Genomic DNA, 21551 nt, shown 5'->3' with positions numbered 1-21551 from the left:
TTGGCGGCACTTAACTCTCTATTTGGGCACGACGTAATCTATGCAAAATATTGCACAAATCATCGCTCAGGAACTTAATGTTCGTGAGCAGCAAGTGACGGCAACTATCACTCTATTGGATGACGGCGCGACGGTTCCCTTCGTGGCGCGTTATCGTAAAGAGGTCACAGGTGGTTTAGACGATACCCAACTGCGCACCCTGTATAGTCGTCTGGGCTATCTGCGTGAACTCAACGATCGCCGTCAGGTGATCCTCTCCAGCATTCAAGCCCAGGGTAAGTTGACCGCCGAGCTGCAGGCCGCCATAGATCAGGCCGACAGCAAGACGCGCCTGGAAGATCTCTATCTGCCCTATAAGCCTAAGCGTCGTACCAAGGGACAGATCGCCATCGAGGCCGGTATCGAGCCCCTGGTGGATCGTTTGCTCAGTGATCGTCAGACGGATATCGAGGCCCTGGCGAGCGAGTATCTCAATGCCGAGGCGGGTTTCGATGAGGTGAAGGCGGTGCTCGATGGTGCCCGTTTCATCCTGATGGAACGTTTCGCCGAAGACGCCGAACTGCTGCAGAAGGTGCGCCAACACCTGACCCAGAGCGCCGTGCTCGAGAGCCGTGTGGTGAAGGGTAAGGAGAAAGAGGGCGCCAAGTTCAGAGACTATTTCGAGCACAGCGAGAAGCTGATGAATGTGCCTTCTCATCGTGCCCTGGCCATGTTGCGTGGTCGCAACGAGGGCGTGTTGAGCCTGAGCATGAATGCCGATCCTGACAGCGAGGCCAAGCAAGGCAGTTACTGCGAGGTGATCATTGCCGATCACTTTAACCTCAAGCTGAGTGATTCCGCCGTGGATCAGTGGCTTAAGCTGGTTGTCACCTCTACCTGGCGCATCAAGATCGCGCTGCAGTTGGAGACAGAGTTTATCGCCAAGCTGCGCGAGCGTGCAGAGACAGAGGCGATCAATGTCTTCGCCCGTAACCTGGGCGATCTTTTAATGGCGGCGCCTGCCGGTGCCAAGGCGACGCTGGGGTTGGACCCGGGGCTGAGAACCGGCGTCAAGGTGGCCATAGTCAACAACACGGGCAAGCTGATGGCCCACACCACCATCTTCCCCCATGCACCGCAGAACCAGTGGGACAAGTCGATCCGTACCCTGGCGAATTTAGTGAAGATGCACAAGGTGGAGCTGATCGCCATAGGCAACGGCACCGCCTCACGTGAGACCGACAAGCTGGCGGGCGAGCTGATTGCCGAGCTGAAGAGCGAGCTGCCGACACTCACCAAGATCATGGTGAGCGAAGCGGGCGCCTCCGTCTACTCCGCCTCAGAGCTGGCGGCGGAGGAGTTTCCGGAGCTGGACGTGTCGATTCGCGGCGCCGTCTCTATCGCCCGTCGCCTGCAAGATCCGCTGGCCGAGCTGGTGAAGATCGAGCCTAAGTCTATCGGCGTAGGCCAGTATCAGCACGACGTGAGTCAGAGTCAGCTATCACAATCCCTCGAGGCCGTGGTGGAAGACTGCGTAAATGGCGTGGGTGTGGATCTCAACATGGCCTCTATGCCGCTGCTGACTCAGGTGGCCGGCCTGAACAAGACGCTGGCGCGCAATATCGTCGAGTACCGCGACCAGAATGGTCAGTTTACCTCGCGTAAACAGCTGCTTAAGGTGCCACGTCTCGGCCCCAAGGCATTCGAGCAGGCGGCCGGTTTCCTGCGTATTCGTGAGGGTGACAACCCGCTGGATGCCAGCGCGGTACACCCAGAGACCTATGCCTTGGTTGAGTCTATCGCCAAGGCGCAGCAGCAGGCGGTGGATGCCCTGATAGGCAACACAGATCTGCTCAAGCAGATCGATGCCAAGGCGTTTGTGACCGAGGAGTTTGGTCTGCCGACCATAGAAGATATTCTCAGCGAGCTGGATAAGCCGGGTCGTGATCCCCGCGGCGAGTTTAAGACCGCCGTGTTTAAGGAAGGGGTCGAGGAGATCAAAGATCTTAAGGTCGAGATGATCTTAGAGGGCGTGGTGACCAATGTGACCAACTTCGGCGCCTTCGTCGATATTGGCGTGCATCAGGATGGACTGGTGCATATCTCGTCGCTCACCGACAAGTTTGTCAGCGATCCCCACACAGTGGTGAAGGCCGGTGACGTGGTCAAGGTCAAGGTGATGGAGGTCGATGCCGAGCGTAAGCGTATCAGCCTGACCATGCGTCTGGACGAGAAGCCGGGCGAGAATCAAATGTCTCACCAAGGCGGCAAGGGCCAGGCGAAAGCGGGTCAAGGCAAGGGACATCAAGGTAAAGGCTCACAGGGCAAGAGCCAGGCTAAGGGTCAGTATAAGCAGCCTAAGGCACCGGCCAACGCGGCCATGGGCAACGCCTTCGCCGATGCCTTCGCCAAGCTGAAGAAGTAGTCTCGCTTTACCGTTTTTAAAGGCCGCATTTGCGGCCTTTTTTATGCCTAGATTCCACACAGATTCGCTTGGTCGCTGGCCCGGCTTCCGGCGTCTAGAGCAGGAGTTCGGCCGAGAGTATCTTGAGCCGCCTGACGCCATTTTGTTTACCCCTGGCGATCACCTTCTGCTTGGCGAGCGTCAGGCCGCGGGCATTGACTATCACGCTGGCGCTGAGGGTGTTATCCAGGTGTGTCTTGTTCGCCTTGGTGCCGGGACGGCCGCTTAGCGGCGTGGGTGACTCGAAGCTATAGCTAATGAGGTAGTCAGCCATGGGGCACCTCCGGCGTGAATCTCTGATATGAATGCATGGGTAACCGTATGAATTGTTGTGTGTAAGCTGTTAGAAAATAACCAGTTGTTATTTTTATGTATTTGCGAAGCCCTAGGGCTTGTTGGCTGACACTGTTCTCGGCAGGTGGCCATGAGCGACTCAATTTCGAGCCCTGGGCATATTCTCTTTATACGGCGTAGAGCCGAGAACTATCTATTATCTGATTGTTTTAAATGATGTTGTAGGCTCGTCTGACGCTATCCTACCCAGGGAGGGGGGAGATCGAAAGATAGTTACTATTCGATTTTTGAATAGATTATTGGGGCTTCTGGCGGGCAAAAAGCGCGGGAATCCACTATTTAGCTGATAATTCACGTCTTATTTAACTGTTACACTTTTCGAACTTTTTACTGACTTTTATGTCAAAATGGCACATTGCCGAGCGAACATGCTCGTACCCATTAAGCGATAGCGATTTTGATTGAGGAAACCATGACGACGTCCCACAAGAAACATGGGCCAATGCGGGCCATTGTCTACTTTGGCCTGATAGCCCTGGCCATCACGATGCTGAGCCGTATCGGCTTGGGCATCTGGCAGGCCGATAGGGTCGCCGCCGTGGATGGCTGGCCACACCTGTTGCTTCAGGGACTGAGAGTCGACTTTGCCACCCTGTGTTGGTTATGGGGCATCGCCGCCCTGGGCACCACCATCTTTGGTGGCGACCACATCGTCGGCCGTGGCTGGAAGTCGGTACTGAGAGTCTGGCTGACACTGGGTCTCTGGTTGATGATCTTCCTCGAGCTATCGACTCCCTCGTTTATCGATGAATATGGCCTGAGACCGAATCGTCTCTATATTGAATACCTCATCTACCCCAAAGAGGTGCTCTCCATGCTGTGGACCAGTCGTAAGGGAGAGATCTTCCTCGGGCTGATCGTCAGTACCCTGAGTCTGTGGGGCGGCTGGCGCCTGAGTGGGCGCTTACTGAAAGAGGTGGTCTATCCGCGCTGGTTCTGGCGTCCGGCCATTGCCTTACTGGTTATCGCCGTGACCCTGATGGGCGCGCGCTCTAGCCTGGGGCACAGACCGCTTAATCCTGCCATGGTGGCCTTCGCCGACGATCCGCTGGTGAACTCTCTGGTGGTGAACTCCTCCTATTCGCTGGTGTTTGCCATAGATCAGATGGCGGCGGAAGCCAATGCCTCTAAGGTGTATGGCAAGCTGGAGAAGAGCCAGATCATAGACAACATACGTAAAGACAGTGGCCGCCCGCTAAGTGCCTTCACCTCTGAGTCTCTGCCGAGCGTGACCTATAACCAGGCCAGCTTCCAGGGCAAGCCCAAGAACCTGGTGATCATCCTGCAGGAGAGCCTGGGGGCGAGATTTACTGGTTACCTTGGCGGCCTGCCGCTGACGCCTAATATCGATGCCTTGGCGCAAGAGGGCTGGGCCTTCAATCGTCTGTACGCAACGGGTACCCGTTCGGTGCGCGGCATCGAGGCGGTTACCACCGGCTTTACGCCGACCCCGGCACGTTCTGTGGTCAAGCTAGGTAAGAGTCAGACCGACTTCTTCACCATCGCCGATCTGCTGAAGATGAACGGCTATGAGACCCAGTTTATCTATGGCGGCGAGAGCCATTTCGACAACATGCGCAGCTTCTTCCTGGGCAATGGCTTTAGCGATATCGTGGATCAGAACGACTATAAAGATCCTGTGTTTGTCGGTTCCTGGGGTGTGTCGGACGAAGATCTACTCAAGCGAGCCAATAACGAGTTTGAGCAGTTCCATAAAGAGGGTAAGCCTTTCTTTAGTCTAGTGTTCAGCTCCTCTAACCATGAGCCGTTCGAGTTCCCCGATGGCCGTATCGAGCTTTATGATGAGACTAAGCAGACCCGTAATAACACGGCCAAGTATGCCGATTATGCCGTGGGTGAGTTCTTTAAGCTGGCCAAGCAATCCAGCTACTGGAAAGACACACTATTTGTGGTGGTGGCCGACCATGAGAGCCGCGTAGGCGGTGCCTCTCTGGTTCCTGTGGAGCAGTTCCGCATCCCGGCGATCATCATAGGCGATGGCATCGCCCCTAAGATGGACCAACGTGTCGCCAGCCAGATCGATCTGGCGCCGACCCTGTTGTCCTTGATGGGCGTCTCGGGTAGCTACCCTATGCTGGGTCGGGATCTGACCAAGATGGATGAAGACTGGCCGGGCCGCGCCCTGATGCAGTACGACAAGAACATGGCCTATCTGCGCGGTGACGATGTGGTGATCCTGCAGCCAGAGCGTGAGCCGACTGGCTATGCCTACGACTTTACCAGCAACACCCTGACCCATAAGGCGCAGAGTGATGAGATGAAGCAGACCGCCTTGTCGTGGGCGCTGTGGGGCAGCATGGCTTACCAACAACAGCTGTATCAGACGCCACAGCAGAGCACGGCATCGAACACGTCGTCGGATGAAGCGTCGATCAGATAAAGGTGGATAGCTCGGGCTCTCCCTTGGGGAGGGTCTGAGTCTGGTAGAAGCTGGCGATATGGGCCGACACGCTCTGATAGAAGCTGCTGGCCTGGTTCTCGAAGCGGGTCTTAGGTTTTTGGGGCTCTCTTGGCGTCTCAGTCTGCGCGCTACGTATGTCGCGGCGTGCCAGCGCAGGCTTCATCATCAGTGGGCGTATGATGGCGGCGGCGCCTTGTTTCGCCTGTTGCTGTTGTTGCTGACCTTCCTGCTGATGCTGGCCTTGCCCTTGCTGCTTGGCCTGCACCTTCTCATTGAGTTTTGCCTGAATGTTGGCCTGATCCGCCGCGCGCTCATTCTGAGGATTGAAGGGGCGCTCTTCGTTGCTCTTGGCGAGCTGAGGCGCAGGTATGATTGGTGGGCGTTGCTGACTCTCTACCCGCGCGCTATCGGTCGCGGCGTTGGTCGTCGCGATAGGCACTTGCGGATAGTTGGTCACCACTAACATAGAAAACTCCTAGCGTATTGCCTAAATAATAACCAAAAAGTGTTATAAATTAAAGTGATTATTCTTTAAGCGTCTGCAGCCAGGCCTCGACCCCTTGAACAAAGGCATCCCTGTGGGAGAAGAAGGGCGCATGGGAGGCCTTAGGTAGCACAAGATCCTCAAAGCGTGACTCGCAAACCGGCATCAGTGGCTGTACCCGGCGAGACACCAGACCGTCCAACCTTCCCCACACCCTGAGCCAGGGCACGCGTATCTCATTGAGCTGGTCTCTGAGGTCCACCTCCTTGAGCATCTGCAAGCCGGCGCGCAGCGCGTCTGCATCCGGCAGCGGCTTGGCCATCACCAGGTCCCTGAGCTGCTTGATATCCTGCTTGGCGGTCTCACTCCCCATGGCCTGGATGGCCAGGAAGCGCTCGATCATCTTGCCGAGATCTTTCTCCAGCTGATCGCCAAACTGCCCCAGAATTTGTGGTGGAATCCCCGGCCAGCCCTCGTCCTCCCGTGCCATGAAACAGGGGGAGGAGGCTATGGTCAGCAGGGCATTTATGCGCTCTGGATAACGCAGGGCGGCGCGGGTGGCGACCAGTCCCCCCAGTGACCAACCGGCCCAGATAGCCCGCTCTGGCATCTGTGGCATGAGATGATCGACCCAGGCATCCAGGTCTCCCTCTATGGCCGGGCTATCGCCGAAGCCGGGCAGGTCGACTAACAGGAGTTGATGATCCTTAAGCGTGTGATGCAAGGGAGTAAAGACGGCGCTGTTCACCCCCCAGCCGTGCAGCAGGACGATGGGGCGGCCTTGGCCTATAGTTTCAATATGCAAGGATTGCTGACTCACTAAGATGCCTCTGGAGCGTAAGGTTAGTTAAATGGATAGAACTCATCTGCATTTATCGCGCTGGCAGTGGCTTGTGCAACTGCGGCGACTGCTGGCGGCTAGTCTACCCAATCGCTGTATGATCTGCCATCAAAGGGTGGTCTTGCCACAGCAAGGCATCTGTCTCACCTGCCTCGATGCCGGGCTCTATTCGTCGCCGACTTGTCTGGGCTGTGGCCGAGCTATGCCTCAGCAGACCGCCTATTGCGGCGGCTGCATGACGAGCCAGCCCCTCAAAGTGGTGGCGCCAGCAAGCTATCATCAGGGACTGGGGGAGACGGTGGCGGCAATCAAGTATCAGGGACAGCTCGCCGGTTTAAATCCCTTGGTGCAGGCCCTGGTGAGGCGTATTCGGCTGCTGGCTGAGGCGGAGGTTATCAGCCTGCCTCAGGCCTTGTTACCTGTGCCCTTGCATCCACGCCGCCTGCGTGAGCGCGGCTTTAATCAGGCCTTTGTTATCGCCCATGAGCTTGGCCGGGCCCTCGAGTTGCCAGTGTTGCCCTATGCCCTTGAGCGGCTCAGCGATACGCCGCCCCAGGCGGGGCTGACGGGTAAGCAGCGACGGCGCAATCTCGCCGGCGCCTTTCATTTGATTGACGAGTTTGACTACCAGCGTGTCGCGCTGATCGACGATGTGGTGACCACAGGCACCACGGCCAAGGAGATCGCCAAGCTGTTCGAGGCGCGTTATATCCAGGTGCAGGTGTGGTGTCTGGCGCGTGCCGAGGCGCCCCACCTTATGGATCAATAGCCGTTACGGCGCCAGTTGCGATACTTGGTGTGTACGCCTCGGGTGAACAGCGAGGAGTATTCCTCCAGCAGATCGACGCCATAAAGGATGGCCACCACCAGCAGGGAGAGCTTGATCCCCACAAAGGGGTCGACCACGGCGATGCAGACACCAATCGCCGCCAGCGCCCAGATGGCCGCGGCCGAGGTGACGCCGACAACAACCCCTTCCTTGGCTAGCATGACGCCGGCCCCGAGAAAGCCAATGCCAGTGACCACCTGACCTATGATGCGCGAGGGATCCGATACCGAGGTGGCAACAGTCGTGGAGGCTGTGATGAAGATATAGGTGCCGAGCACAATCAGCGATGAGGTACGTATCCCCACGGGTTTGCCCCTGAGTTGGCGTTCCAGGCCTATGATGAGGCCGCAGAGCACGGCGCAGCCGAGTTCGCGCCAGCGAAAGGGATCGATAGCAACCCAAGCATCAAGATTCATGGTGTGGTCCTAATTTACTAAGTCTGGTGCAGAGGGCTTACGGGCGGGATGACGTCTTGGGCTATTCTGCGGGTCAATTTTCGGCGAGTGTCGATCTAAAAGGCCCCTGAGTCAATAGGGGCCATGGGATATAATTAGTAGGCCCACGGCCTAGGCCTCGTCTTCCTCGAAGATCGCCTCAATAGGCAGTTGAAACAGCCGGGCGATCTTAAAGGCCAGTGGCAGGCTGGGATCATATTTGCCCTTCTCGATGGCATTAATGGTCTGGCGTGATACATCCAGCAGTCCCGCCAGGTCGGCCTGAGTCCAGTTGCGCTCTGCGCGCAGGGGTTTTAGACGGTTCTTCATCTGTAGCTCAGTCTCCCGAAGATGATCCCCAGCATATAGGTGAGCGCCAGTAGCACCACCAGATAGGCCGCCTTGAGATCCGGTAATAGATCCGCCAGATCCAGAATCGAGTAGAGGGAGAAGCCAATGATGCTGACGCCGACGGCCAAGGCCAGGGCATCTAGCTGTATCTTGCGCTCCATCTCATCGAGCTGGCGCAGGAAGCGTTTGAAGGCAAACAGCATCCAGATGCCGATGGCGCCATGGAGGATGAAGCAGCTTACCACGCCCCAGGTGCTGGCCAGATAGCCTTGGTGGGCAAGGAAGGAGGTGCCGCCCAGGCTGAGCGCCCACAGCAGGGCGAGCAGGTTCACCCGGTTAGCATTTTGAATATCCCTTGACGGTAGCCCTCTGGAGCAGATGGAGTCGATGATCTGTTTCATGTGCAGTTCCTCTGGTTTGCTAAAAATGTCAAACACCCTTTACATAACAAGTTAGGCTAAAAAAGAATCAAGGTCAAGCGTGCTTTACATAAAGTTTGGTTTATTTGACTTTTAAATGGTAGGAAATGGCGCTGAGACTGGACGAGCTTGGGGAGAAAAGCATTGAGCGAAAGCGCATTTGAACAGGTGATAGCGAGTGCCGATGGTCGAAAGTCGATAGCTGGTAGCAGGAAAAAGATAGCCGGATGCCAACGGCACCCGGCTAGGAGATTATCAGCCCGTTATTCGGCCTTGGTGTATTTATCCAAGATCACCGCACAGGCTGCATCGCCAGTGATGTTGAGTGAGGTGCGGATCATGTCAAACACCCTGTCCAGGGCGAACAGTAGCGGCAGGCCGTCGATGGGGATGCCCGCGGCTAGCAGTACGGCAACCACCAGGAAGGAGGGGCCGGGAACGCCGGCCTGACCTATGGCACCCAGGGTCGAGGTGAAGATGATCGCCATGTAGGCGCCCAAGCTGAGATCTATGCCGTACATCTGGGCAAAGAAGATGGCCACCAGGCCGTAGTAGATGGCGTTACCGCTCATGTTGATGGTGGCGCCCAGGGGCAGCACGAAGGAGGCGGTGGGTTTAGAGACGCCCAGTTCCTCCTCACAGGTCTCCATGTTTACCGGTAGGGTTGCCATGGAGGAGGCGGTGGATAGTGCCATCACCTGAGGCTTCTTCATGACGCTGATGAACTTCTTGGCGCTGACGTTGGAGAACAGCTGCACCAGCAGCGGGAAGAAGAGGAAGCCAAACAGCAAGATGCCGAGGACAAACACGGCGAACAGCTTAAAGACCACTTCTAACGCGTCGAAGCCGAAGGTGCCCACAGAATCGGCCATCAGGCCAAATACGCCGATAGGCGCGATCACCATGACACAGTTGATCATCCACACGAAGGCGTCGACTATGGTGTTGAGCGCCGCCAAGATCGGCTTGCTGCCTTCTCCCTTCACCTTGGTGAGGGCGATGCCGAAGAAGATGCTAAAGACCAAGATCTGCAGGATGTTGCCGCCGGTCAGCGACTCGAACACATTGGTGGGGATCATACCGATAAAGGTATCCATCACGCCGGGCAGGGCGCCATGCTCTTCGGTCACCTTCATCAGGCCGCTGGCGCTGTGGGCGGTGAAATCGACGCCGTTACCGGGCTGGAACAGTGAGCCCAGCAGGAGTGCCAAGGCAACGGCTACGCCCGAGGTGATGATGAAGAAGCCGAAGGTGCCTATGCCTATCTTGCCTGCCGAGGGGCTGTCACCCAGGCTGGCGGCGCCCGAGATGATGGAGACCAGCACCAAAGGGATAACCAGCATCTTGATCAGGTGGATGAATATGGTGCCCAGCGGCGCAAACATGCTGGCCTGCTCACCCATGATAAAACCGACGGCGGCGCCGATAATCATGGCGATCACCACCTGCACCCCGATATTGCCTAATAGCCTACTTGTCTTGGTTTTCACCTTTGCCTCGTCTTGTCGTCAGTTATGCTTTTGAAATGAGTATAGTCTTGCAGGCGCGCAGCGTAGCACGGGCGAGGAGAAGAGTCTGTGAATTAAGGCTAACCCTGAGGATAAAGCCCAAGTGCTGAACATAAGTGCTTAACATAAGTACTGAGTATAAGTATCGGGCCTAAGTATTGGATGCGATCGGCGGGCTTTGTGGAGAGTTGAGTCGCTCTTTTTGGTAAAACGGCGTGTCTTGGCTGGACTGTAGGGGAATAAAAAGAGGATGGCATTCACCATCCTCTTTTTATGTAGCTGACTTGCTTGGCTTACTCTCGCTTAGCAGTAAGCTCTAATGCGTCCGGCTTAAGGCTATTGTCCCTTGACGATCGCCTCCAGGTGTTTGTAGAAGCGCTGGTTGAAGTTGTCTTCATTGCCGTCGAAGCTGATGCTGAGGTAATCGCCGAACTTACCGCTGTAGTCGGTGGCCTCGTAGATACTGACTTCGATGAGCTTATCGCCTTGGATCAGATAGTTATCGACAGACACAAATTCGGCATAGGTGGCTGGCAGGTCTATCTGCTTCAGACGAAGAACAGGCTCATCGCTTGGGCTGGTGCTCAGCGACCATTGATAAGTCGTGACTTCTCCCGTGATGTTGAGCTTGATGGTTTTGTTCTCTTCATCGACCACTACATCGTCTGGGTAGAAGGCTGGCCAGAAGAGGCGAGCGACATCCGCCGTGGTCAAGAGCTCTGGATCTTGATGGCTCGGCATGGGCCAGGTGGCGAACTCACCCCGTACACGGCACATCACGTCATCTGCCTGTTTTCCACGGTAGCGGTACACCTGGCTTGGCCAGTTGAGTTCGGCCAGCTTGAGTGCCGGTGGCGTGGTGCTGAGAATGGCCTGCCACTCCTCACCAGTGCCTGAGTATTTAGTGAATTCGATTGTGATGGGTACCGAGGTGCCACTGTACACCGTCTGGAGTGTGTTGTTTTCGTACTTAATTTCGGGCGGCTGATAGTCTTTGTCGCCTTCGATAACCCAATGTTTTAACTCCTGATTCCAACATTCCTCAGGTGTATCAGTTCCGTCGCGATCATCGAATATCCGACCATTGACCTTGCCCTCGACGATTGAACCTACGAAGGTGAGATCGGGCGTGCCATAAGTGAGGGTAAAGAGGCTCCGTAGTGTGGCGGGGGCCAGGGTGAAGTTGCTATGCAGCTGGTCGTCCTCAAGGAAGTGGCTGTTGATCACCTGCCAGTCGGCGTCCGACATGATCTTCGCATCGATTGGTGTCTCGATATACTCTTCGGCGATCAGCGCATTGTTGACCAGGAAGCGCACCGCCATGGGGTCGCTGGCTAAATAATCCTCGGTGCTCATGCCACTCTCTTCTACCAGGGTCTTTAGCTGGTCTCGGATGGTTGACATGATGTCATCCACGGCCAGCACATCGCTGAGCTGCTCGCCGATCAGCGCCTCTAGATGACGGTGCAGTCGGTAGGTGTGGATAAATTCAGGGCTGAGGGATTGCTCGGCGCTCAGTTTATAGGGATTGCCGTCGCGCTCGTAGATAGTCAGCAATAGAGCGGCTAACAGAGTACGCTGGGTCGCGATATCAAGGGAGGTGGTACCGGCGGCGCGCATGCGGGCGACGCGCTGATACTCCAGATGAGTCATAGGGTTGATCTCACCACCGTGTTCCTGCAGGGCAACCAACTTGCCGACTCCCTCCATGGAGATCACGGCCTGGCTACTAGCGGATTCGGCTGCCGTACTTGAGGCATTGGTGTTTAGAGAGTCCGGGCGGAAAGCCGCCTTGAGCAGGGCTGGCTTGCTGCTGGCCTCTGCTGCCTGTTGCCAATTGGCGATCAGATCGTAGACGGGCATTTCGACGTCACTGCTCCAGTCTATTTGGTATTTACCCTCGGTATCTGCAATGGCGCTGGGCTCATCGCTATCACAGCTGGCATTTTGGTTGAGATCCACACAGACCTCGGCGCCGGCTACCGCGCCTTGGTACACCACAGTGCCGACAACACTATGGTCGAAACTCGTGGGAGGCGGCGTGCCGCCGTCAGTTGGGGTATCTGAATCGTTATTGGAGCCGCCGCAGGCGCTGAGTAGACAGGTACCGAGCAGCAGAGAGCTAAGGTGAGTTAAACGCATATTTGTGTCCTTACAAATATTAACAATGAAAAGGACCCGACATCGACAACTTAGCCGAGGTCCAATACGGCTGAAAGGACATTATCTATGGCTTTGATTAAATTACCATTACCCGATCGGGTAGGTTGGAAGGCGGGGCCTGCTGAGCGTTAGGCAATAAAAAATGGCCCCGAAGGGCCATTTTAAATATCGTCATCAGACGCAGAGCTTAGGCCTTAGGGCCAGCCTGTTTGATGGCGTCAGACACGTCGTACTTAATGAAGTTGGCGGCAAACTCTTCGGCCAGCTGCTGTGCATACTTGTCATACTCTGCCTTATCGGCCCAGGTATTGACCGGGTTAAGCAGCTTGGCATCCACGCCAGACACAGCCACTGGTACGTCAAGGTTCAGCTTGTCGATGTGAACCGTTTCCACATCCTTCAGCTCGCCGCTGACGATGGCATCGACGATGGCGCGGGTCGTTGGGATATCGAATCGCTTACCTACGCCGTGTGGACCACCGGTCCAGCCTGTGTTGACCAGGTAAACCTGGCTACCGAATGACTCGATACGCTTCATCAGCAACTCGGCGTAAACGCCAGCAGGACGTGGGAAGAATGGTGCGCCGAAACAGGTCGAGAAGGTCGACTGAATCGCAGAGGTCGAGCCCATCTCGGTCGAACCCACCTTTGCCGTGTAACCAGAGAGGAAGTGGTAGGCCGCCTGCTCTTTGCTGAGCTTAGACACAGGTGGCAGCACGCCAGACACGTCACAGGTCAGGAAGACGACGGCATTTGGCTCGGCGCCACGGTTCTCTTCCTTACGCTGAGCGATGTGCTCCAGTGGGTAGGCCGCGCGGCTGTTCTCGGTCAGCTCTGTGTTGCTGTAGTCAGGGATACGTTGCTCGTCTAGAGTGACGTTTTCCAGTACGGTACCGAAACGGATTGCGTCCCAGATAACTGGCTCGTTCTTCTGACTCAGATCGATACACTTGGCGTAGCAGCCGCCTTCGATATTGAATACGCCGCCCGGTGCCCAGCCATGCTCGTCGTCGCCGATAAGGAAACGCTTAGGATCTGCTGACAGTGTGGTCTTGCCCGTGCCAGACAGGCCGAAGAATAGGGTGGTGTCGCCTTCGCTGCCGACGTTGGCCGAGCAGTGCATTGGCAGTACGCCTTTGGCAGGCAGCAGGAAGTTCTGCACAGAGAACATAGACTTCTTCATCTCGCCGGCGTACTTCAGGCCAGCCAGTAGTACCTTGCGATCGGCAAAGTTGATGATGACGGTGGCGTCAGAGTTGGTGCCGTCACGGGCAGGATCGCACTCGAAACCCGGTGCGTTCATGATCTGCCAAACAGGCTTGTTGGCGACGTTAAACTGCTCTGGCACGATAAACAGGTTACGGGCAAAGAGTTGATGCCAGGCGGTTTCAGTTTTAACTTCAATGGGTTGGTAGTGCTCTGGGTCGGCACCCACTTCCAGCTCAGAAACGAAAGTTTCTTTGTCGGCCAGGTAGGTTGCGACGCGATCCCAAAGGGCGTTAAAGGCATCCATGGCGAACGGCTTGTTGACCGAGCCCCAATCGATATCATTTTCGCTGCTCGCTTCTTTCACGATAAAGCGGTCGTTCGGTGAACGCCCGGTACGCTCGCCGGTTTTTGCCACTAATGCACCATTCGCCGTTAGCTCTCCTTCGCCGCGTGCGAGTGCAAACTCAACTAGTTGTGCCGTAGAGGGATTTTTATGAGTTTGCTTAGATCCATCCGCCATCTGTAAGGTCTCCATCATTCGAGTAGGGTTGGCCGGTCTGTGCCAGCTTGTTTTTGTTTTATCTGCATGATAGGCAGAGGCCCGATTGTAACTTAAGCGGAATTGAATGTGTGAGGAAGATCGCGAAAATCGTGAAAAAAAGAGGATGCGCACAGGCATCCTCTATTAATCATGAATTTAAGCCAATGATTTACTGTTGGGTATCGGCCTTGGGGGCGTTTTTGAATAGCGCCTCGATATCGATAGAATCGAAGCTGTAGCTGCTGTTGCAGTATTCGCAGCCCATCTCGATCTTGCCCTGTTCGGCCAGGATGGCGTCCAGCTCCTCTTTGGCTACCGTCTTGAGTGCCTGACCGCTACGCTCGCGGGAGCAGGTACAGGAGAAGGTGACCTCGATAGGATCGAACAGGCGAACCTCTTCCTGGTGATACAGACGGTGCAATACTTCTGTTGCCTCGAGCTCAAACAGCTCTTCGGCCTTGATGGTGCTGGTCAGTTGCTCGAGATGTTCGAACTCTTCGTTGTGCTCGTCCTCGCCCGGCAGAACCTGTAACAACATGCCGGCGGCCTGCTTGCCGTTGGCAAACAGGCGGATGGCGGTAGGCAGCTGCTCAGATTGCAGGAAGTATTGCTCAAGGCACTCGGCCAGAGTTTCCTTCTCCAGCGCCACGACGCCTTGATAACGCTCGCCGTTATTCGGGGTCAGGGTGATCACCATGTGTCCCTGGCCCATCAGCTGTTGCAGGCTGGCCTCTTTGGCGACTTCGCCTTCCCAGCGCGCGACACCGCGCAGCTGCTGCAGGTTGTTGCCATTGATCACCGCCAGGGATACCGGGCCGTTGCCCTGTACCTGTACGCTGATGTCGCCATCAAATTTCAGTGTGGCGGTGAGTAAAGAGGTGGCCGCCATCAGCTCGCCCAGCAGACGGGCAATGGCCTCTGGGTAGCTGTGGGCCGACAAGATCTCTTGATAGCTCTTCTCTAGCTGTACGATTTGTCCGCGCACATCGGCGTTGTCGAATAGGTAACGGTTTAAGATATCTTTACTCATTTGTGTCTCACAGTTAGCTTTCTTTAAAGCGTATTAGTTGGCGACGCTGTTTCTTGTCTGGCTTGGTATCCGGCGCGGGATTGTTGAGCACATTCAAGCGTCTTGCCTCGGCATAGGTTTCGCGTTTGGCTATGCTTTCTGGCGTCTCTTCATATAAGGTTTGGGCGACCACCGCCTTCTGGCGTTGCTCGGATAATTTTTTTATGACGATCTCTTTTTCGTCATATCCTTGTCGTAATCTAATCACGGCGTCGACTTCGGCCAGCTTGCTCGACTTAGTGCGCTGGCCATTGTAGTGCACCTTACCGCCGTTGATCATCTCTTTGGCGATTGCACGCGTCTTATAGAAGCGGGCGGCCCACAGCCACTTGTCGAGCCGAACGCCAAGCTCTTTCTCTGAGGTCATGGTGATCAGGTCTCCTTAGGTGTATAAAGATGTGCAAGCTCACAGGCTGAAAAAATAGTCCATACTTGTCGTTAGCCAACAGATGAGATAGCGACAGACCTCACACCCTTTTTAGGCGCGTAAAGTTAGCATAAATCGGCTCTATAGGCCAATAAAGAGACTGTTATGGGCTTGTTGCGATTAGCTGTGTAGGTTAGCATGAGCCACAGCTAGGAAATTATCATAATCAGATTAGAGGCCTGCAAAGAGGGTCCACAATAATATGGATTTATTAGACAAAGTAATATCTAAGGCCTCTGCCGTACCGCAGAAGCCTCTGAGTTCGGCCGTATTCTGGCTCGGTTTGATTACCGCTATCTATCTTTTGGCGCAGATCACATGGAAGTTGGTGCCCGTCGCAGAAACCCCACAAAAATGGCAGGCGACCCCTGTCTCCAGCAGCCAGTCATCGTCTCAGGTGAATGTCTCTACGCTGCAGGAATTAGCCCTCTTCGGTAAGGCGGATCCTAATTCGGATAAGCCTAAGCCCGTGGTGGAAGAGAAGATCACCGATGCCCCTAAGACCTCGCTGTCGATTCAGTTGACCGGCGTGGTGGCCTCGACTGCAGAGCAGCATGGGCTGGCGGTGATCGAATCCAGCGGCAGTCAGAACACCTATAGCCTGGGCGACAAGATCAAGGGTACCTCGGCCTCGCTTAAAGAGGTGTATGCCGATCGCATCATCATCTCCAACAGTGGTCGCTACGAGACCCTGATGCTCGACGGCCTCAAGTATGAGACCCAGGGAGCCGCCAATAGCCAGTTGCAAGAGGCACGTTCCTCTCGCGATGTACGCACCATAGACAAGCGTAGCAACAGCGCCGTCTCTAAAGAGCTGGAAGAGTCGCGCGACGCCCTGCTCGAAGACCCCAGCAAGATCACCGATTACCTTGCCATCTCACCGGTCAATGTCGGTGGCGAGTTGCAGGGATATCGCCTGAATCCGGGCAAGGACAGACAATTATTTGAACAGGCTGGCTTTAAGGCCAACGATTTAGCAAAATCAATGAACGGCTATGATCTGACTGATATGAGCCAAGCATTGGAAGTGATGGCGCAGTTGCCAGAATTGACCGAAATTTCTCTGATGGTTGAAAGAGAGGGTCAGCTGGTTGAGATCATGTTTAGTTTGCCGCAATAAAAAAGGGTTAGGGGAAGTCATTAATGAACAACAAGAAAATACGCCGCAATCTTATCGCGAGCGTCGTGATGGGCGCCTCGCTGTTAGCGCCACAAGTGGCGTGGTCGGAACAATACGCGGCTAATTTCAAGGGCACTGACATTCAGGAATTTATCAACATAGTTGGTAAGAACCTGAACCGGACTATCATTGTCGACCCTACCGTACGCGGCAAGATCAACGTACGCAGTTACGATCTGCTTAACGACGAGCAGTACTATCAATTCTTCCTTAACGTGTTGCAGGTCTATGGCTACGCCGTTGTCGAGATGGATAACAACATCATTAAGGTGATCAAGGACAAAGACGCCAAGACTTCGGCGATCCGCGTCGCCGACGACAGCACACCAGGCCTTGGCGATGAGATGGTGACCCGCATTGTCGCGCTCTACAACACAGAGGCCAAACAGCTTGCTCCCTTGCTGCGTCAGCTAAACGACAACGCCGGTGGCGGTAACGTGGTTAACTATGACCCGTCAAACGTCTTGATGATCTCTGGCCGTGCGGCCGTGGTGAACAAGCTGGTGGAAATTGTCCGCCGCGTCGACAAGCAGGGTGATACCGAGGTGCAGGTTGTGCCGCTGGAATACGCCTCTGCCGGCGAGATGGTGCGGATTATCGACACCCTGTATCGCGCCAGCGCCAACCAGTCACAGCTGCCGGGTCAGGCGCCTAAGGTGGTTGCCGACGAGCGTACCAACGCCGTAATCGTCAGTGGTGATGAGAAGAGCCGTCAGCGCGTGGTGGCCCTGATTAAGAAATTGGATGCCGAGCAGGCGACCACGGGCAATACCAAGGTGCGTTACCTGCGTTATGCCAAGGCTGAAGACTTAGTGGAAGTGCTGACCGGCTTTGCCGAGAAGCTGGCCAAAGATCAGGAGGGCGGTCAGGCCCAGGGCGGTCGTAGCAAGCGCCGCAATGAAATTAACATCATGGCTCACCCAGACACCAATGCACTGGTGATCAGCGCCGAGCCGGATCAGATGCGCACCCTTGAGAGTGTCATCAACCAGTTAGATATACGCCGCGCGCAAGTATTGGTGGAAGCCATTATCGTCGAGGTCGCCGAGGGTGACGATGTCGGCTTTGGCGTGCAGTGGGCCACAGAGGCCGGTGGCGGTACTCAGTTTAATAACCTAGGCCCCACCATCGGTGAGATCGGTGCCGGTATCTGGCAGGCGCAAGATCAGAAAGCGTCGCAAACATGTTCGGGGTCAGGTGACAATCAGACCTGTACCAAGAATCCGGATACCAAAGGTGACATCACCCTGCTGGCCCAGGCGCTGGGCAAGGTGAACGGTATGGCCTGGGGCGTGGCCATGGGTGACTTCGGCGCCCTGATCCAGGCGGTATCGAGCGATACCAAGTCGAACGTGCTGGCAACCCCTTCTATCACTACTCTGGATAACCAGGAAGCCTCCTTCATCGTGGGTGATGAGGTGCCTGTGCTGACAGGTAGCCAAAACTCCAGCAATGGTAACAGCAACCCCTTCCAGACGGTTGAGCGTAAGGAAGTGGGCGTGAAGTTGAAAGTTGTGCCACAGATCAACGAAGGCACCACGGTTAAGCTCACCATCGAGCAGGAAGTCTCAGGCATCAATGGTAAGACTGGGGTCGACGTGACCTTCGCCACTCGTCGTCTGACAACTACTGTGATGGCCGATTCAGGCCAGATCGTGGTGCTCGGTGGTCTGATCAATGAAGAGGTGCAGGAGAGCGTGCAGAAGGTGCCTTTCCTCGGTGACATCCCTATCTTAGGACATCTGTTTAAGTCCTCTTCTAGCGGTAAGAAGAAGAAAAACCTCATGGTCTTCATCAAGCCGACCATCATACGCGATGGCGTGACCATGGAAGGCATTGCCGGTCGTAAGTACAACTACTTCCGTGCCCTGCAGCTCGAGCAGCAGGAACGTGGTGTGAACCTGATGCCAAATACCAGCGTGCCTATCCTGGAAGAGTGGAATCAGGCAGAGTACCTGCCGCCTGAAGTTAACGAAGTGCTGCAGCGTTATAAGGATCGCAAGGGGTTAGATACCAAGATGCGTGAAACCGATCCTGCGCTGAAACAGATCAACGAAAACAAGCAGCAAGATAAGCAAGATGAGTGATATCCAAGCCACGCAAAACGAGGAACTGGCCCAGGTAACGAGTGAACTCGGGCTAGCCTCGGAGGCCGAATCCGATGAGGTATTTCACTCAAGCAGCCGGGATCGTCTGCCCTTCGCCTTCGCCCACAGATTCGAGTTGGTGCTGGAGAAGGACGACGAAGCCGGATTAACCCTGTACCACACAGTCAACACGCCTATCGACGCTATGTTGGAGGTGCGCCGTTACACAGGAAAAGAGCTGGCACTGGCGCAGCTGGAGCCCTCTGTGTTCGAGGCCAAGCTGACTCAGGTCTATCAGGCCAACTCTTCCGAGGCGCAGCAGCTGATGGAAGATATCGGCAACGAGATGGATCTGTTTACCCTGGCCGAGGAGCTGCCACAGACAGAGGATCTGCTTGAGGGTGACGACGATGCACCTATCATCAAGCTGATCAACGCGCTCCTGTCCGAGGCGATCAAAGAGGAAGCCTCGGATATCCATATCGAGACCTACGAGAAGCAGCTGGTGGTGCGTTTTCGCGTCGACGGCGTGCTCAAAGAAGTACTCAAGCCCAATCGTAAGCTCTCCTCGCTATTGGTTTCGCGTATCAAGGTAATGGCGCGTCTGGATATCGCCGAGAAGCGGGTGCCGCAAGATGGCCGCATCTCGCTGCGTATCGCAGGTCGTGCGGTGGACGTGCGTGTTTCGACCATGCCTTCCAGCCACGGCGAGCGAGTGGTGCTGCGTCTGCTGGATAAGAATGCCGGCAACCTGGATCTTAAACAGCTGGGGATGACAGATGAGATACGTCATCAGTTTGACGAGCTGATCCGCAAGCCCCACGGCATCATCCTGGTCACAGGCCCTACGGGCTCGGGTAAGAGTACCACCCTGTATGCGGGTCTGACCGAGATCAATGCCATCGATACCAACATACTGACCGTCGAAGACCCGATTGAATATGAACTGCCTGGCATAGGCCAGACCCAGGTCAATACCAAGGTCGACATGACCTTCGCCCGTGGCCTGAGGGCCATACTGCGTCAAGACCCTGACGTGGTGATGATAGGTGAGATCCGTGATCTGGAAACTGCGCAGATCGCGGTGCAGGCCTCGCTCACGGGTCACTTGGTGATCTCCACCCTGCATACCAATACCGCCTCGGGCGCTATCACGCGTCTGCAGGACATGGGCGTCGAGCCTTTCCTAGTCTCCTCGAGTCTGCTCGGGGTGCTGGCGCAGCGCCTGATCCGTACTCTGTGTCCTAGCTGTAAGACAGAGCATACGCCGGACCTGCGTGAGCGCGAGCTTTTGGGGATCAGCGAAGACGATCCACGCACCATCTACCGGGCAACAGGCTGTTCGGCCTGTGGCCACAACGGCTACCGTGGCCGTACCGGTATCCACGAGCTGCTGCTGGTGGACGACTATGTACGCGAGTTGATCCACACGGGTCGCGGCGAGCTGGCCATCGAGAAGCATATTCGTAAGACGGTACCTAGCATTCGCCATGACGGCATGATCAAAGTCCTCGCCGGGGTGACTACGCTGGAAGAAGTGCTGCGCGTCACTCGCGAGGAGTAGCCATGCCAGCATTTGAGTACAAGGCGTTAAACGCCCAGGGCAAACAGCAGAAAGGGGTTGTCGAGGCCGACACGGCTCGTCATGCCAGGGGGCAACTGCGCGAGCTGCGTCTGATGCCGCTGGAGATCACCCCCGTGGTCGAAAAGGAAGCCAAGGCAAAGAGCGGCGGTTTCAGCTTCAAGCGTGGCATCTCGGTCGCCGAGCTGGCGCTGATCACTCGGCAGATCGCCACCCTGGTGGCGGCCGGCCTGCCGGTGGAAGAGGCCCTCAAGGCCGTGGGGCAACAGTGTGAAAAGGATCGTCTCGCCAGCATGGTGATGGCGGTGCGCTCTCGCGTGGTTGAGGGTTACAGCCTGGCCGATTCCATGGCCGAATTTCCCCATATCTTCGATGACCTCTACCGCGCCATGGTTGCCTCGGGCGAGAAATCGGGTCATCTCGAGGTGGTGCTTAACCGCCTCGCCGACTATACCGAGCGTCGTCAGCAGCTCAAGGGCAAGATGACCCAGGCGATGATCTATCCCATCGTTTTGACCCTGGTTGCCATCAGCGTGATCGCCATCCTGCTGGCCGCCGTGGTGCCTCAGGTGGTGGGTCAGTTTGAACATATGGGCCAGGAACTGCCATGGACGACACAGTTTTTGATCGCCTCATCGGATTTTGTTCGCGACTATGGCCTGATCGTCATAGGCGTCATCATCGCCTTAGTGGTGGGTGCCAAGCAGCTGCTGCGCAGCGCGGCCAACAGGATGAAGTACGATAGCGCAATATTAAAGATGCCGGTTGTCGGCCGGGTGAGTAAGGGCTTGAATACAGCGCGTTTTGCGCGCACCCTGAGTATCCTTACCGCCAGTTCGGTCCCCCTGCTCGATGCCATGCGTATCGCCAGCGAGGTCTTGATGAATGTCCGGGTACGGGCGGCGGTCGAGGAGGCCACCGCCAGGGTACGTGAAGGGACTAGCCTAGGCGCGGCGCTTGCCAATACTAAACTTTTTCCCCCAATGATGCTCTATATGATCACCTCGGGTGAAAAGAGTGGTCAGCTAGAGCAGATGCTTGAGCGCGCCGCCGACAACCAAGACAGAGAATTTGAGTCTAACGTCAACATCGCCCTTGGGGTGTTCGAGCCTATGCTGGTGGTCAGCATGGCGGCCGTGGTGCTGTTTATCGTCCTGGCGATTTTGCAGCCGATCTTAGAACTCAACAACATGATTAGTGGTTAACGC

The 21551-nt window shown here is 55.8% G+C and carries 18 protein-coding genes; 7 read left to right on the top strand and 11 right to left on the bottom strand.

All coding sequences use genetic code 11. The features are described 5' to 3' along the window. Positions 1-40: 40 nt before the first annotated feature. The gene (locus tag K0J45_RS18645) at positions 41-2404 is read left to right on the top strand and encodes a Tex family protein (protein ID WP_220043643.1); all 2364 of its coding nucleotides are present in this window, start codon (positions 41-43) and stop codon (positions 2402-2404) included. Between the two features lie 94 nt (positions 2405-2498). Here the strand turns inward: K0J45_RS18645 and K0J45_RS18640 are convergent, their stop codons facing one another. Beyond that, positions 2499-2717, bottom strand: a complete 219-nt coding sequence (locus K0J45_RS18640; RefSeq protein WP_220043642.1) for a hypothetical protein — start codon at positions 2715-2717, stop codon at positions 2499-2501. A gap of 492 nt (positions 2718-3209) precedes the next feature. Between K0J45_RS18640 and K0J45_RS18635 the strand changes: the two genes are divergently transcribed. Further along, complete coding sequence (locus tag K0J45_RS18635; RefSeq protein ID WP_220043641.1) at positions 3210-5198, top strand: LTA synthase family protein; 1989 nt, start codon at positions 3210-3212, stop codon at positions 5196-5198. Here K0J45_RS18635 and K0J45_RS18630 read toward each other — a convergent pair. Both K0J45_RS18630 and bioH read right to left on the bottom strand, forming a co-directional pair. Beyond that, positions 5191-5685 (bottom strand): hypothetical protein, encoded by a 495-nt coding sequence (locus K0J45_RS18630; protein ID WP_220043640.1) that lies wholly within the window; start codon positions 5683-5685, stop codon positions 5191-5193. The two genes, K0J45_RS18635 and K0J45_RS18630, sit on opposite strands and share 8 nt — an antisense overlap. 58 nt (positions 5686-5743) lie before the next feature. Beyond that, positions 5744-6523 carry a pimeloyl-ACP methyl ester esterase BioH gene (bioH, locus tag K0J45_RS18625; protein ID WP_220043639.1) on the bottom strand — a complete coding sequence of 260 codons (780 nt, stop codon included), beginning with the start codon at positions 6521-6523 and terminating at the stop codon, positions 5744-5746. A 31-nt stretch (positions 6524-6554) separates the two neighbouring features. Here bioH and K0J45_RS18620 point away from each other — a divergent pair, with 31 nt between their 5' ends. Beyond that, positions 6555-7313: a ComFC family protein gene (locus K0J45_RS18620; protein ID WP_220043638.1), complete on the top strand. Its 759-nt coding sequence runs from the start codon at positions 6555-6557 to the stop codon at positions 7311-7313. On the opposite strand, the gene K0J45_RS18615 is transcribed toward K0J45_RS18620, so the two are convergent. The 8 genes from K0J45_RS18615 to hslR all read right to left on the bottom strand — a co-directional run bounded on the left by K0J45_RS18615 (position 7307) and on the right by hslR (position 15434). Beyond that, complete coding sequence (locus K0J45_RS18615; RefSeq protein ID WP_220043637.1) at positions 7307-7789, bottom strand: MgtC/SapB family protein; 483 nt, start codon at positions 7787-7789, stop codon at positions 7307-7309. The two genes, K0J45_RS18620 and K0J45_RS18615, sit on opposite strands and share 7 nt — an antisense overlap. A gap of 150 nt (positions 7790-7939) precedes the next feature. Then, on the bottom strand, positions 7940-8137 hold the full coding sequence (locus K0J45_RS18610) for a helix-turn-helix transcriptional regulator (RefSeq protein ID WP_011867421.1): 198 nt from the start codon (positions 8135-8137) through the stop codon (positions 7940-7942). Continuing rightward, a complete protein-coding gene (locus K0J45_RS18605) occupies positions 8134-8559 on the bottom strand; it encodes a hypothetical protein (protein ID WP_220043636.1) in 426 nt (141 codons plus the stop codon). Before K0J45_RS18605 ends, K0J45_RS18610 begins: the two co-directional genes overlap by 4 nt. Before the next feature lie 281 nt (positions 8560-8840). Then, positions 8841-10067, bottom strand: coding sequence for a dicarboxylate/amino acid:cation symporter (locus tag K0J45_RS18600; protein ID WP_220043635.1), 1227 nt, complete (start codon positions 10065-10067; stop codon positions 8841-8843). A 354-nt stretch (positions 10068-10421) separates the two neighbouring features. After that, a complete protein-coding gene (locus K0J45_RS18595; RefSeq protein ID WP_220043634.1) occupies positions 10422-12227 on the bottom strand; it encodes a hypothetical protein in 1806 nt (601 codons plus the stop codon). A gap of 208 nt (positions 12228-12435) precedes the next feature. Continuing rightward, positions 12436-13977: a phosphoenolpyruvate carboxykinase gene (locus tag K0J45_RS18590; RefSeq protein WP_220043633.1), complete on the bottom strand. Its 1542-nt coding sequence runs from the start codon at positions 13975-13977 to the stop codon at positions 12436-12438. A gap of 190 nt (positions 13978-14167) precedes the next feature. Beyond that, positions 14168-15028 carry an Hsp33 family molecular chaperone HslO gene (gene hslO / locus K0J45_RS18585; protein ID WP_220043632.1) on the bottom strand — a complete coding sequence of 287 codons (861 nt, stop codon included), beginning with the start codon at positions 15026-15028 and terminating at the stop codon, positions 14168-14170. A gap of 13 nt (positions 15029-15041) precedes the next feature. Continuing rightward, positions 15042-15434 (bottom strand): ribosome-associated heat shock protein Hsp15, encoded by a 393-nt coding sequence (hslR, locus tag K0J45_RS18580; protein ID WP_011867415.1) that lies wholly within the window; start codon positions 15432-15434, stop codon positions 15042-15044. Between the two features lie 262 nt (positions 15435-15696). Here hslR and gspC point away from each other — a divergent pair, with 262 nt between their 5' ends. From gspC to gspF, 4 genes are read left to right on the top strand one after another with little or no spacing between them, the layout of a single operon-like run. Beyond that, on the top strand, positions 15697-16614 hold the full coding sequence (gspC, locus tag K0J45_RS18575) for a type II secretion system protein GspC (protein ID WP_220043631.1): 918 nt from the start codon (positions 15697-15699) through the stop codon (positions 16612-16614). 23 nt (positions 16615-16637) lie between these two features. Continuing rightward, the gene (gspD, locus tag K0J45_RS18570) at positions 16638-18761 is read left to right on the top strand and encodes a type II secretion system secretin GspD (RefSeq protein WP_220043630.1); all 2124 of its coding nucleotides are present in this window, start codon (positions 16638-16640) and stop codon (positions 18759-18761) included. Then, the gene (gene gspE / locus K0J45_RS18565) at positions 18754-20325 is read left to right on the top strand and encodes a type II secretion system ATPase GspE (RefSeq protein ID WP_011867412.1); all 1572 of its coding nucleotides are present in this window, start codon (positions 18754-18756) and stop codon (positions 20323-20325) included. The genes gspD and gspE overlap by 8 nt, the downstream gene beginning before the upstream one ends. A gap of 2 nt (positions 20326-20327) precedes the next feature. Then, complete coding sequence (gspF, locus tag K0J45_RS18560) at positions 20328-21548, top strand: type II secretion system inner membrane protein GspF (RefSeq protein WP_220043629.1); 1221 nt, start codon at positions 20328-20330, stop codon at positions 21546-21548. Positions 21549-21551: the final 3 nt, after the last annotated feature.

The organism is Shewanella alkalitolerans, from assembly GCF_019457575.1.
Lineage (GTDB): Bacteria > Pseudomonadota > Gammaproteobacteria > Enterobacterales > Shewanellaceae > Shewanella > Shewanella loihica.
Note: the sequence above shows the minus strand (reverse complement) of the source record. Positions and strands in the feature narration are given on the sequence as shown.